The following is a 12,209-nucleotide window of genomic DNA, read 5'->3' on the forward strand; positions in this document are numbered from 1 at the left end:
GGGAGGAAGCTGGCTTTGGGTTCTGGCAGGTGTGGCTGTTGTAGTTTATTTCCTAGTTAGATAAAGCTTAAGTATAAGAAGGCTGGTTTGATAAATACCAACCTTCTTACTTTTCTACAGCTATGCCTCAAATATAATTTAATTTGCACAATTAAATAAAGCTACAGGATTTTCTTATCTGATTTTCAGTTTTCTTTAAGTGTATTCTCATGATAATCAAATAGGATAACAATTGACATACCCCATCTATAGTCGGGGAGGAACAAAACATGGCAAAGATATCGGAACGACTCAAAATCGCCCAAAATATCACGGAATTGATAGGCCGTACCCCATTAATTCGATTGAATAAGATCAGCAACCTAACAGGTGTCGAAGTTCTCGGCAAACTGGAATATTTTAATCCGCTTGGCAGCGTAAAGGACCGAATCGGAATTGCCATGATTGATGCTGCGGAAAAACAAGGCTTGATTACTAAAGATTCAATCATTATCGAACCAACCAGCGGAAATACCGGCATCGCGCTCGCTTTCGTTTGTGCCGCGAAAGGATACCGATGCAAGCTTGTCATGCCTGAAACAATGAGCATAGAGCGCCGAAACTTGCTCAAAGCCTTGGGTGCGGAATTGGTATTAACTGAAGGAGCCAACGGCATGAAAGGAGCTATCGAAACAGCGGAACAATTGGTAAATCAGACTCTCGGAGCATTTATGCCGCAACAATTTAAAAATGGGGCGAATCCGGAGATACACCGAACCACGACTGCTGAGGAAATATGGGAGGATACTAACGGTGAAGTGGATATCCTGATCAGCGGGATTGGAACCGGGGGAACTATTACCGGAATTTCCGAAGTATTGAAAGCTAGAAAACCTTCCTTCTATTCCATTGCGGTCGAACCCGCATCTTCGCCGGTTTTATCGGAAGGGAAGCCAGGAACGCACAAAATACAGGGTATTGGAGCGGGATTTATACCAGTTGTTCTCAATACACGTGTTTATGATGAAGTGATTCAGGTTCCAAATGAAGATGCTTTTGGCGCATCACGATTGATTGCTAGAGAAGAAGGAATACTGGTCGGCATCTCGTCAGGAGCCGCGCTTCATGCCGCCGCCGTGGCTGCATGTCGTCCAGAATTGAAGGGAAAAACAATGGTTGTTATCTTGCCGGATACCGGGGAAAGATACCTGTCTACTGCACTGTTTCAGGAAGAATAAATAAATTTGACAACTAATTATTTAGATATAGCAAGATTATAGTGGAGAATCCCTTAAACTAAATATCCCGATCGCATCTTTTGGTGCGATTTTTTTGATCGATTTTTATTTATATTCTACTTAGGCTAGATTCAGTTTCTTCTTATGTTATTGACTTACTATTAAATTGTAAATATTTACACCATATGAACACCAGCCATTGGCTGTCGTTGCCTCATTTTAAGCATCACCAAAACTGTTTACGGGTGGGTGATCCAGATTCTATAAGCAGAGACTTGATGCTCTTTACCGGATAAATTTAAGTCTTTTAATTTAATTGTTTTTAAAGGAGGAGAATATTATGCATGGTGTGGAACAAAACGCCTATGGCTTATGGCTTGCTGTCATATTCAATGTAGTTATCTTTGGTTTATTTACCTACTCTGCATTTAAACCTGCAACAAAAAGGGACTGGAGGACTTTCGGGGCGTTTACAGCATTTATTGTGGCTTTGTTTAGTGAAATGTTCGGTTTTCCGCTAACGATTTATATTCTAACTTCGATTTTTGGCAGAAACTACCCTGTATTCGACCCATTCTCTCATTCGAATGGACATTTATGGGTAGCACTAGCCGGAGGCTCACCGATTCTGTTTAATATACTACATCCATTGAGCAATATCCTCATTTTCGCGGGGCTCATCATTATCACTATTGGTTGGAGAGGGATACATTCCGGAAACGGCCAATTGGTAACGAATGGAATTTATCGGCATGTACGACATCCTCAATATAGCGGTTTCATTTTAACTATCATCGGGTTTCTGGTCCAGTGGCCGACCATTATCACATTAATTATGGCTCCAATGTTAATAGTTATGTATACCAGACTGGCAAAGAAAGAAGAAAAGGCCATGATCGACACCTTCGGAAACGAATACATGGAGTATATGAAGAAAGTACCCAGGTTTTTCCCCAAGCTGCTAAACGCAACTGGAAAGAGACATAAGGAAAACAACGGTCAATTCAATCTTTAAAGATCCTGATTTTTTGTTTGTGCGGTAAATCTATCAAAAAGAAAAGGGAGAATATATATGAGTGAAATGATCAATAACCGTGAACAACTGCATAAGGATAAATCGGAACGGCATGAGATTTTGAAAGAAATCATTAAAGCCTTGCATCATGGAGCAAGTGTCGAAGAAGTTAAAGCTCAATTTGAAGAAGCAGTCGGGAATACCAGCGTTGCGGAAATTTCGCAGCTGGAGCATTCTCTAATGGAGGAAGAAGGAATTCCCGTAGAAGAAGTCCAGCGTTTGTGTTCTGTGCATACGGCCATTTTCAAAGGGGCGATCGAGGAGATTCATCGTCCGGATCATCCTGAATACCAGCCGGGCCACCCTGTCCATACATTTAAGCTTGAAAATAAAGAAATTGATTTGCTTGTGGATTTTAAAATTAAGCTGCACCTCGAGCGTTTTGAACGGGAAGACAACGATAAACATGTCTTTAAATTAATCGAAGACTTAAATCTCCTGTTGGATATTGATAAACATTACAGCCGGAAAGAGAATTTGCTTTTCCCTTATCTTGAAAAATACGGTATTTATGGTCCAACCCAGGTAATGTGGGCAATCGATGACTGCATTCGCGAATCCATTAAAGACGCCAAACAAAAATTGATGAATTATCAAGGAGGTAGACAAGCAGTTGTTGCCGTTATAAATTACGTGATACGTGAGGTAAAGGAGATGATCTTTAAAGAGGAAAATATCCTGTTCCCGATGGCGTTGGAAACATTAGCAGAAGATGAATGGATCAAAATTGCTTATGAAAGCGATGAAATCGGGTATTGCCTAACTGCTCCGGTGGGCAAGTGGCAACCGGAGAGGAAAGCTTTGCCTGTAGGAGAATTATCGGAAGGGTTTGTCCGATTCGAAACAGGTCTTCTATCGCTAAAGCAATTAGAATTGATGCTGAACCATTTACCGGTAGACATTACCTTTATTGATAAAGACGATGTAGTACGCTATTTCTCTCACGGGAAGGAACGTATTTTTGCCCGTACAAAAGCGGTCATCGGCAGAACAGTCCAAAACTGTCACCCCCCTAAAAGTGTCCATGTCGTGGAACAGCTTCTAGAAGATTTCAAATCGGGGAATAAAGACAGTGAAGATTTCTGGATAAAGCTCCACGACAAATACGTATATATCCGTTATTTTGCGGTCCGGGATGAAAATGGGAAATACATGGGTACCATTGAATTTACACAAAACATTAGGCCGATTCAAAAAATTGAAGGAGAAAAACGAATTCTTTCATAAATGGAGAAGTGGAGATCAGCATGAATGAACAGATTAGCGGATAAAAAACTTTAAGGAAAGTAGTCCCCTGAGCTTCTTAACAGGGGACTTTTAACTAACAATTAGCAAACTGAATGGCCCTGATGGTGAACATTCACAGTTAATACTGGCTGTTAGTTTTGCTCCATCAACTGATGGTTGTTGTGGTTTAAATTTGCCGGAGTCCACTCTTTATCAAGCTGGTTGCCGAAAATTAGGTAAGCAGTAAGAAAGAGGAAAGTTAAGATCGGTTTAAGAAGCCATTTTTTATCAAGATTATGCGGTTCTTTTCCTAAAGGTTTTTGCAAGATTTGAAACAATAGCAAGCAACTAACTGACAGAGTAAGAAAAATATTTATCATAAATATTGATTGATTTTGAGTAATCATTTCTCCCAGCATAGCACCCATCATCCCGCCCATTAATCCCGACATAAACCCTTCTAGTAAAGGCAGAACCCCGAGAGCAAAACCTGAAGCCGCCCCAGCAAGAATGCCAGTAAGAATGGAGAGGATAGTAGAATAGTAAAGATTCCCTTGAAAAAGTGAACCAAATAAAACTCCTCCTGTTAATCCGACATTCATTCCTGTCGTCATTGATATCGCCATTCCTGCCATACCTCTTATTCTGCTTTTAAAGTGAATGGCCATGATGACTGTTGAAATTGTCACCAAAGAAAGCGTGGCCAGGACAAAGTAATAAAACCAGCTCATATGATTGACGCCCCCTTATACTTGCTATATGATATGCCCTTTTGTGACAAGCCATACCAGATATTTAGAAAAGTAAAAAAGAAGAGGCTGGCTGATATTAACGGTTTAATAGATCAAAGGATTCTTATCTTCTTCTAAGATTGTTCTCAGTCACCATTAAGGTTTCTTTCCTACGATATGATGTAGTGTGATATATTGGAATGCAAAATCGGGGTAAAGTGATAAGAAATCGTTTAGCCCAGGTAGTGTGATTAATAATTATTCCACTTGAAAAGCTAAATTAACAGGTTGGAGATGTAGCTCATGCAAAAAGGGACAATTAAGACGTTTACATTAGGAATGATTTTTACTGCAATCATCATTGCAGCGATTATTCCTATTGGCTTGAATATTGCTGACGGTGTTGGAAGTGAAGACAAAGAAAGTGGTACCCGGATGGAGATTTCTATGGCCGGGTTCAATCCTTCGATCATTCGTGCGAAGCTAGGAGAGGAAATCACGCTTCAATTAGTGAATCCGGATAATTCTGCTCACTCAGACGGTGGCGGATGGCATCAGTTTGCCAGCGACGAATTAAATTTCGATTATAAACTTGCGCCCGAAACATCGAAGACCGTTACATTGAAGTTTGATAAAGCCGGCGAATATGAATTTTATTGTGATATATGCTGTGGAGGTCGGAAAAACCCTTCGATGCAAGGAAAAATAATTGTTACCTGACTTGAGGAGTAAATCATGAAATTACCTTTATACTCTACTGTGATTGGTTTGTTTACTTTTTTTATGTTGTTTTTTATTTCTTTTGTGTTTAAACAGAGTGCCTTAACTACAAGTGTGGCAGCAACATCGAGTATCATGATCCTGATAGGATTAATGTTTTTGGCGGGAATATTGGATGGATTTAATCCTTGCGCATTCAGTACTCTATTGCTATGGTCAGGCTTTTTATTAAATCGTTTTGGCCAGGAAGTGGGAAGTAGCCTTGATATTGAAAAGCAACGGAAAAATATTTTAAGCTATGCATTCTTTTATGCGCTTGGAATTTTTCTAATATATTTTCTGCTTGGAATTGGCATACTGGAGTTATTCCGGTTAAAATCAATACAAACAACTTTATTGGTGCAAATCGCCGGACTTGTCGTCGTTGTTCTTGGAGTTTTGATGATTCGCGATTCGTTTTTCTCCCATGCAAAAGCGCTCATTAAAATGCCGGCTATTTTACATCCACTCTATAAGAAATACAGTGAACCAGCCACTAAGTTTGGCAGCTTTCTTAGTGGAATTGTGATCGGTCTCTGCAGCGTTCCATGCGGAGGAGCTGTCTATATGGCGATATTATTAATCATTCAATCGAAACCATTTGTGGTGAAGTACCCTCTTTTATTCGTTTATAATATCGGCTTTATATTGCCCGTCGTCATTTTAGCGTTAGTACTCGCCAATAAAAAACTTTTACAGACGTTAAGCCGTGACTTTATTTTATTGAGAAGTAAACTAAAAGTAATCATTGGCGTCATTACAATTTTACTTGGGTTTTCTTCAATTATTTTGGCATAGGACCCGAGCAATATCGGTCTAAAACATCACATGTGAACGAGGAGTGCTATTTTGAAATCTAATATAAATGAAAAAATCAAAAAGCGCTATAACCGGATATCGGGAATTTATGAAATAATGGATCGGATGATCAAAGAACAATGGAGACAGGATTTGTTGTCACAAGTCTCGGGAAAAGTGCTTGAGGCAGGGATAGGAACTGGGGCAAACCTGGCCTATTATCCTGCAGATATTATTTCTCTGACAGGCGTTGACTTTAGTAAGGGTATGCTCAAACATGCTGATGCCAAGCTGGAAAATGCGGATTTTAATTATCCTGTTAAATTAACTGAAGCGGACATTCAGGAGTTACCTTTTCCTGACAATACCTTTGATTCGATCGTGTCGACCTGTGTGTTTTGTTCGGTACCTGATCCTGTCCAGGGCCTTAAAGAGTTAAGAAGAGTGTGCAAACCAAACGGGCACGTTTATATGCTCGAGCATATGAGAAGTAAAAATATTGTGGCAGGACTTGCAATGGATTTGTTGAATCCTATAACAGTAAGATTATGGGGAGCCAACATAAATCGGGAAACGCTGGACAATATTAAACTTGCCGGATTGAAAATGGAAGAGAATGAACAATTGATGGGGACGATTGTCAGGAAGCTTGTATTAACTCCTTACAAGAAATAAAGGTAAACACATGAAAGGGTTATTATGATCCTTGCTTGTAAAGGTAGACGAATCGCGATTGGAACCGGTACAGATATTGCCATTTAAACAACGCATGTTATTCTTGTTAAAAGCAACCCTGAAGATCGGTGAGCCTGATCCATTAATCAAGAGTAACCGATCGGAAAATGATCCAGAATTTATGGTGGGCAGCAGGTTACAATATGATTGCCACCCCACTGGCTGCAGGTGTTGCTATTCAACTTCGGAATTATATTGAGTTCTGCTGTTGGAGTTGTATTAATGTCCTAGAGTACTGTGATTGTCACCATAAATGCCAAGTTGTTAAAAATATAATCTAAAGGAAAAGAAAATCTACAAAACCTAACCCTTACCGTATTGATAAGGATTAGGTTTTTTGGGGTAAGCTCATTAATACGCAATCCATTAGATTTCCTTAAATAATATTATCAGTGTCGCTTGGCTTATTACTGTTGTCTACAGTCGACCTGAGTAGTTACAATAGATTAATAATTTCTTTTAGACCACTTAGGCAGTTTTAGCTGTTAATAACTAAGGAGTAGGTTTTCCAGCCTCCATCCAAATTTTTCACTTTATATCCATTGGATACTAAAATTCTTGATGCCAGGTAGCCTCTCAGACCGACTTGACATGTGATATAAATGGTCTCATTTTTAGGAAGTTCATGAAGACGATTGCGAATTTCCCCAAGCGGAATGTTTATTGAACCCTTTATATAACCATTTTCTATTTCAAGCGGTTCGCGAACGTCAATTAACAAGCCGCCATTATGAACGATTTGATCAATTTCATGCCATTGAACGGTTTCAATATCGCCTTCTATTATATTTGAGGCAACGTAGCCTGCCATATTGACAGGATCTTTGGCAGACGAAAACGGCGGTGCATAAGCCAATTCAAGTTCAGCCAGGTCCAACACTGTTAATTCACCTTTAATGGCAGTGGCGATAATATCAATCCGTTTGTCAGCACCGTCTTTTCCTACTGCTTGAGCTCCGTAAATTTTTCCAGATTTTTGATCGAATATCAGTTTTAGTGCGATTGGAAAAGCTCCAGGATAATAACCGGCATGGGAAGCAGGATGTAAATGAACCACTTTATAATCAATATCTGATCGCTTTAACAATTTTTCATTATTTCCTGTGGTGGCAACTGTTAAATCAAAGACTTTTGCAATCGAAGTACCCAATGTACCATGGTATTTTTCTTTCTTTCCATAGATATTATTCGCAGCCGTTCTCCCTTGTCGATTGGCGGGTCCGGCGAGCGGAATCATAGCAGGGATTTTATTTATATAATCGGTTACTTCAATGGCATCACCAATGGCATAAATATTCGTATCATTTGTTTGAAGGTATTCATTAACTACGATTCCACCACGTTCACCAATACTAAGACCTGCATCCACTGCCAGTGTATTTTCTGGCCTAACACCAATTGATAAAATAATGAAATCTGTGTTGATCCTTTTTCCACTAGATAAAATTACTGTTCTTCCCTGATTTTCAAACGATTGAACACCATCTTCCAAGATCAAATTAACTCCTTTTTCGATAAGGTGATGGTGGACAATCGCTGCCATTTCATAATCCAGCGGCGCCATCACCTGGTTGGCCATTTCAACAAGTGTCACATGTACACCACGGTCAACAAGATTCTCTGCCATCTCTAAACCGATGAATCCACCGCCGACAACGACTGCTTCTTTTGGCCTCTGATGGTCGATGTAATCCTTGATTTTATCAGTATCAGGGATATTGCGAAGAGTAAAAACATTATCGGCTTCATTCATTCCAGAAATGGGAGGAACAATTGGTTTCGCCCCTGGAGATAGCACCAACACATCATAACTCTCTTCATATGTTTCATTTGTAACTAAGTTTTTTACTGCCACCGTTTTATTATCGCGATTTATTTTTGTTATTTCATTTAAATTCCGAATGTCTAAATTGAATTTTTTACTCATTCCATCAACAGTTTGCACCAAAAGCTTTTCACGTTCTTTTATCGTTTCGCCAATATAATAAGGCAAACCACAGTTTGCAAAAGAAATATGTTCTCCTCTTTCAAATAGAATGATGGTTGAATTTTCGTCTAATCTTCTCAATCTCGCTGCTGTTGTAGCACCTCCTGCAACTCCACCAACAATCAAAATCTTTTTACCCATATCTATCGCTCCTTAAATTCGTTTAAATACCAATACCCCTATCCCTATAATAATTTTGATTAAAATTAAATGCTATGATTAAAATCACACATCGAACTGTAGATTTTGTTGGATACTTCTTCAAAACTAAGTGAATCATACTATTGGACACAACATCTAAAATATGACCATAATAAGTATAAGAAGATTGAAATTAGAATCTTTGGAAAATTCGTTATGTCAGGAGTGATTATTTGGCTGGTCATCGTTTCAATCCAGAGAAAGCGGATAAATTACTGGATACAAAAAGAAAAGAGCTTATTGACCCGGAACAAGTAATTTCCTTATTAGGACTAAGAAAAAACGATGCTGTCGCAGATCTGGGGGCAGGGAATGGGTATTTCACGATCCCTTTAGCAAAAGAGACAAATGACGTTGTCTATGCAGTAGATATTGAGCCAAAAATGTTAGAGTTATTGAAAGAGCGAGCATCGAAAGAAAACCTTAAAAATATTCAATTTATCGAAAGTGATTTGGAAAACATAAATCTTAAGGAACGTAGTGTAAGCAAAGCAGTAGTCGCTTTTGTTATGCATGAAATTCCCAATATGGAAAAGGCACTTGGAGAATTTAAAAGAATTCTAAAACCAAATGGAACGTTATTAATTTTGGAATGGGAAGCGGTTAAAACGGAAGCCGGGCCCCCTCTTCATGAAAGAATTGCTTCTGGGGATATGGAACAATTTTTGTGGAAGAATGGATTAAAATCTTCAGCGGTTTCTTTAAATGAAGCAATCTATGCTGTTGCGATTGACATCAAATAAACCCTAAAGGAGAATAACATGTTTGATTATACTGTTGAAACAAATAAAAGTATCGATGAAGCCATTAGAGATTTAGAGGAAAGCTTAAAAGAAGAAAAATTTGGCGTTTTGTGGATGTTTGATATTAAAGAAAAACTTCAGGAAAAAGGGCTTGATTTTCGAAAAAATTTCAAAGTGCTGGAAGTCTGTAATCCGCATGAAGCACAAAGAGTTCTAAATGAAAATGAGATGGCGGGGTATTTTTTACCATGTAAGATAGTTGTTTATGATAATAACGGAAATACAAAAATCGGTATGCCAAAACCGACAGCGCTTATTAGTATGTTGAACGATGAAACTTTGAAAAAACTGGCAGAGGACATTGAAAATCGCTTGATTGGCTGTATCGATAAAAGTAAATAGTCACAGGAGGATGTATGTTTCATTCATACATCCACTTTTTTTAAGGTAAAGAATTGCTTGTTGACAAAATACCCATATGGGTATAATATAAATCTTGTGAACCTGAACTATTGATGTTATGTAATTAAGGGGGGAGTACAAATGGATTACAATGATCAAATAAAGAATAGAATGAAACGTATAGAAGGACAGTTAAGAGGAATTTTAAAAATGATGGAAGAAGATAAAGATTGTAAGGAAGTTATTACTCAGTTATCAGCAGCCAGAACTGCTATCGATCGGACAATAGGAGTTATCGTTAGTTCGAATTTAGTTGAGTGCGTACGAAATGCCAATGACAATGGAGAAAAAAATACCGAAGAATTATTAAAAGAAGCAGTAAACCTACTGGTAAAAAGCAGATAGAAATAAAAGGGGTTGACACCCTTTTTTATTTCTATTATTATTATACCCATAGGGGTAATGGTAAAAACGAGCGAAGAAAAATTTTAAAAACAACAGGGAGGATTCACATGACTGATAAGAAAAAAACAACGATTGTATTATTTAGTGGGGATTACGATAAAGCAATGGCAGCTTATATTATTGCCAACGGTGCTGCTGCTTATGATCATGAAGTAACGATCTTTCACACATTTTGGGGCTTAAATGCACTGAGAAAAGATGAACCGATCACAGTTAAGAAAAACTTTATGGAAAAGATGTTTGCAAAAATAATGCCCAGAGGGGCTGATAAAATGGTGCTTTCAAGGATGAATTTTGCTGGCATGGGTCCAAAAATGATTAAAGACATTATGAAAAAACACAATGCGATGCCCCTTCCCCAGCTAATTGAAATGGCACAGGAACAAGAAGTAAAACTTGTTGCCTGCACGATGACGATGGACCTTTTAGGCCTGAAACAAGAAGAGCTTTTGGATAACATCGAGTATGCGGGTGTTGCTGCATATTTAGCAGATGCTGAAGAAGGAAATGTAAACTTGTTTATCTAGCTTAATAAAAAGAGGAGAGAAAAAATGGAATACATTAACATACTGCTGATATCATTGGCTATTCTTTTTATCCTGAAACGATTTATACCTACCAAAGGTGTTAGACAAATTACCACAACTGATTTAAAAGACGAATTGAAAGACAAGAATAAGCAATACGTTGATGTTCGTACACCTGGAGAGTTTAAAGGGAATCATATTCCAGGATTTAAAAATATCCCTCTTCATCAACTTTCTCAAAAAGCGAATGAGCTTGCAAAGGACAAAGAAGTCATTGTGATTTGTCAGAGTGGAATGAGGAGTAATAAAGCGAGTAAACTTTTAAAGAAACTGGGCTTTAGCAAAGTAACCAATGTAAAAGGCGGTATGAGCGCCTGGTTTTAATATCAAAAGAAGGGGAATCATAAATGAAACAGATATCTGCAAAAGAAGTAGAAGCAATATTAAGTAATGGAAATACACCGAATATTATCGATGTCCGGGAAACAGCCGAAGTGGCAAATGGAAAAATTCCCGGGGCCGAAAACATTCCATTAGGGTTAATTGAATTTCGCATGCAGGATTTAGACAAAACAAAAGAATATATCATGGTTTGCCGTTCAGGGGCCAGAAGCGGTCGTGCTTCTCAGTTCCTTGAAAGCTACGGATTTAATGTGATTAATATGTCAGGCGGGATGCTTGCCTGGGAAGGCGATATTGAGTAAATTTTTTTGATTAACAATATACCCATATGGGTAAAATTCGGAGGTTATTAATCATGGAATCTTTAAAAACAAATCTTGTATTGGATGCTAAAGGTTTAGCTTGCCCGATGCCAATTGTTAAAACGAAGAAGGCTATGAATGAATTAGAGCCAGGCCAGGTATTAGAAGTTCAGGCAACTGATAAAGGTTCAAGAGCTGATATTAAAGCATGGGCTCAAAGCTCAGGCCATCAATATATTGGTACAGTGGAAGAAGGGGATGTTTTAAAGCATTATCTTCGGAAGGCATCTGGTGAGGAAACAATCGAACGTAAACATCCGAATGTGACTAATAATGAAGAACTTGAAAAGAAACTGGAAGCCAATGACCAAATTGTTGTCCTAGATGTAAGAGAAGCAGCTGAATATGCCTTTAATCATATTCCTAATGCCATTTCTATTCCTATGGGTGAATTGGATGATCGACTTGATGAATTAAAAAAAGAGGATGAAATCTTTGTTGTCTGCCGTACAGGAAACCGCAGTGATTTCGCTGCGCAAAAATTAACAGAAAAAGGATTTAAAAATGTGATTAATGTTGTACCAGGCATGAGTCAATGGTCTGGAAAAACAACTAGTATGAATAGTTAAGGGGGTTTT

At 38.3% G+C, this 12,209-nt stretch carries 15 protein-coding genes; 13 read left to right on the top strand and 2 right to left on the bottom strand.

The annotated features are described in order from the left end of the window. Positions 1 to 269: 269 nt before the first annotated feature. From cysK to CU635_RS13585, 3 genes are all read left to right on the top strand, one after another. Positions 270 to 1,217, top strand: a complete 948-nt coding sequence (gene cysK / locus CU635_RS13575; RefSeq protein ID WP_101577902.1) for a cysteine synthase A — start codon at positions 270 to 272, stop codon at positions 1,215 to 1,217. A gap of 340 nt (positions 1,218 to 1,557) precedes the next feature. After that, a complete protein-coding gene (locus CU635_RS13580) occupies positions 1,558 to 2,232 on the top strand; it encodes a methyltransferase family protein (RefSeq protein WP_101577903.1) in 675 nt (224 codons plus the stop codon). 57 nt (positions 2,233 to 2,289) lie between these two features. Continuing rightward, positions 2,290 to 3,519, top strand: a complete 1,230-nt coding sequence (locus tag CU635_RS13585; protein ID WP_101577904.1) for a DUF438 domain-containing protein — start codon at positions 2,290 to 2,292, stop codon at positions 3,517 to 3,519. Between the two features lie 152 nt (positions 3,520 to 3,671). Here the strand turns inward: CU635_RS13585 and CU635_RS13590 are convergent, their stop codons facing one another. After that, complete coding sequence (locus CU635_RS13590) at positions 3,672 to 4,250, bottom strand: hypothetical protein (RefSeq protein ID WP_101577905.1); 579 nt, start codon at positions 4,248 to 4,250, stop codon at positions 3,672 to 3,674. A 303-nt stretch (positions 4,251 to 4,553) separates the two neighbouring features. Between CU635_RS13590 and CU635_RS13595 the strand changes: the two genes are divergently transcribed. Genes CU635_RS13595 through CU635_RS13605 form a run of 3 tightly spaced genes read left to right on the top strand, consistent with a single transcriptional unit; the run spans position 4,554 to position 6,482 of the window. Then, positions 4,554 to 4,970, top strand: a complete 417-nt coding sequence (locus tag CU635_RS13595) for a cupredoxin domain-containing protein (RefSeq protein ID WP_101577906.1) — start codon at positions 4,554 to 4,556, stop codon at positions 4,968 to 4,970. A 15-nt stretch (positions 4,971 to 4,985) separates the two neighbouring features. Then, complete coding sequence (locus tag CU635_RS13600) at positions 4,986 to 5,807, top strand: cytochrome c biogenesis CcdA family protein (protein ID WP_101577907.1); 822 nt, start codon at positions 4,986 to 4,988, stop codon at positions 5,805 to 5,807. A gap of 51 nt (positions 5,808 to 5,858) precedes the next feature. Then, positions 5,859 to 6,482: a class I SAM-dependent methyltransferase gene (locus tag CU635_RS13605; RefSeq protein WP_101577908.1), complete on the top strand. Its 624-nt coding sequence runs from the start codon at positions 5,859 to 5,861 to the stop codon at positions 6,480 to 6,482. A gap of 538 nt (positions 6,483 to 7,020) precedes the next feature. Here the strand turns inward: CU635_RS13605 and CU635_RS13610 are convergent. Then, a complete protein-coding gene (locus CU635_RS13610; RefSeq protein ID WP_101577909.1) occupies positions 7,021 to 8,670 on the bottom strand; it encodes a CoA-disulfide reductase in 1,650 nt (549 codons plus the stop codon). Between the two features lie 233 nt (positions 8,671 to 8,903). On the opposite strand from CU635_RS13610, the gene CU635_RS13615 reads away from it, so the two are divergent. The 7 genes from CU635_RS13615 to CU635_RS13645 all read left to right on the top strand — a co-directional run bounded on the left by CU635_RS13615 (position 8,904) and on the right by CU635_RS13645 (position 12,200). Next, positions 8,904 to 9,473 (top strand): class I SAM-dependent methyltransferase, encoded by a 570-nt coding sequence (locus CU635_RS13615; protein ID WP_101577910.1) that lies wholly within the window; start codon positions 8,904 to 8,906, stop codon positions 9,471 to 9,473. A gap of 18 nt (positions 9,474 to 9,491) precedes the next feature. Then, positions 9,492 to 9,875 (top strand): DUF302 domain-containing protein, encoded by a 384-nt coding sequence (locus CU635_RS13620; RefSeq protein WP_101577911.1) that lies wholly within the window; start codon positions 9,492 to 9,494, stop codon positions 9,873 to 9,875. Between the two features lie 141 nt (positions 9,876 to 10,016). Continuing rightward, complete coding sequence (locus tag CU635_RS13625; protein ID WP_101577912.1) at positions 10,017 to 10,280, top strand: metal-sensitive transcriptional regulator; 264 nt, start codon at positions 10,017 to 10,019, stop codon at positions 10,278 to 10,280. Positions 10,281 to 10,387: 107 nt separating this feature from the next. Further along, a complete protein-coding gene (locus tag CU635_RS13630; RefSeq protein ID WP_101577913.1) occupies positions 10,388 to 10,867 on the top strand; it encodes a DsrE/DsrF/DrsH-like family protein in 480 nt (159 codons plus the stop codon). A gap of 24 nt (positions 10,868 to 10,891) precedes the next feature. Beyond that, entirely contained in the window at positions 10,892 to 11,251 is a 360-nt protein-coding gene (locus CU635_RS13635; RefSeq protein ID WP_101577914.1) for a rhodanese-like domain-containing protein, read from the top strand. 23 nt (positions 11,252 to 11,274) lie between these two features. Then, entirely contained in the window at positions 11,275 to 11,571 is a 297-nt protein-coding gene (locus CU635_RS13640) for a rhodanese-like domain-containing protein (protein ID WP_101577915.1), read from the top strand. Between the two features lie 53 nt (positions 11,572 to 11,624). Next, on the top strand, positions 11,625 to 12,200 hold the full coding sequence (locus CU635_RS13645; protein ID WP_101577916.1) for a sulfurtransferase TusA family protein: 576 nt from the start codon (positions 11,625 to 11,627) through the stop codon (positions 12,198 to 12,200). Positions 12,201 to 12,209 lie beyond the last annotated feature (9 nt).

The organism is Bacillus canaveralius, from assembly GCF_002860125.1.
GTDB lineage: Bacteria > Bacillota > Bacilli > Bacillales > Cytobacillaceae > Bacillus_BJ > Bacillus_BJ canaveralius.

What these genes read in the sequence shown, in the direction of transcription:
- CU635_RS13640 (WP_101577915.1), top strand. Translation starts at nt 11,275, where the DNA reads ATGAAACAGATATCTGCAAAAGAAGTAGAAGCAATATTAAGTAATGGA.
- CU635_RS13600 (WP_101577907.1), top strand. Translation starts at nt 4,986, where the DNA reads ATGAAATTACCTTTATACTCTACTGTGATTGGTTTGTTTACTTTTTTT.
- cysK (WP_101577902.1), top strand. Translation starts at nt 270, where the DNA reads ATGGCAAAGATATCGGAACGACTCAAAATCGCCCAAAATATCACGGAA.
- CU635_RS13630 (WP_101577913.1), top strand. Translation starts at nt 10,388, where the DNA reads ATGACTGATAAGAAAAAAACAACGATTGTATTATTTAGTGGGGATTAC.
- CU635_RS13620 (WP_101577911.1), top strand. Translation starts at nt 9,492, where the DNA reads ATGTTTGATTATACTGTTGAAACAAATAAAAGTATCGATGAAGCCATT.
- CU635_RS13610 (WP_101577909.1), bottom strand. Translation starts at nt 8,670, where the DNA reads ATGGGTAAAAAGATTTTGATTGTTGGTGGAGTTGCAGGAGGTGCTACA.
- CU635_RS13580 (WP_101577903.1), top strand. Translation starts at nt 1,558, where the DNA reads ATGCATGGTGTGGAACAAAACGCCTATGGCTTATGGCTTGCTGTCATA.
- CU635_RS13590 (WP_101577905.1), bottom strand. Translation starts at nt 4,250, where the DNA reads ATGAGCTGGTTTTATTACTTTGTCCTGGCCACGCTTTCTTTGGTGACA.
- CU635_RS13625 (WP_101577912.1), top strand. Translation starts at nt 10,017, where the DNA reads ATGGATTACAATGATCAAATAAAGAATAGAATGAAACGTATAGAAGGA.
- CU635_RS13635 (WP_101577914.1), top strand. Translation starts at nt 10,892, where the DNA reads ATGGAATACATTAACATACTGCTGATATCATTGGCTATTCTTTTTATC.
- CU635_RS13645 (WP_101577916.1), top strand. Translation starts at nt 11,625, where the DNA reads ATGGAATCTTTAAAAACAAATCTTGTATTGGATGCTAAAGGTTTAGCT.
- CU635_RS13595 (WP_101577906.1), top strand. Translation starts at nt 4,554, where the DNA reads ATGCAAAAAGGGACAATTAAGACGTTTACATTAGGAATGATTTTTACT.
- CU635_RS13585 (WP_101577904.1), top strand. Translation starts at nt 2,290, where the DNA reads ATGAGTGAAATGATCAATAACCGTGAACAACTGCATAAGGATAAATCG.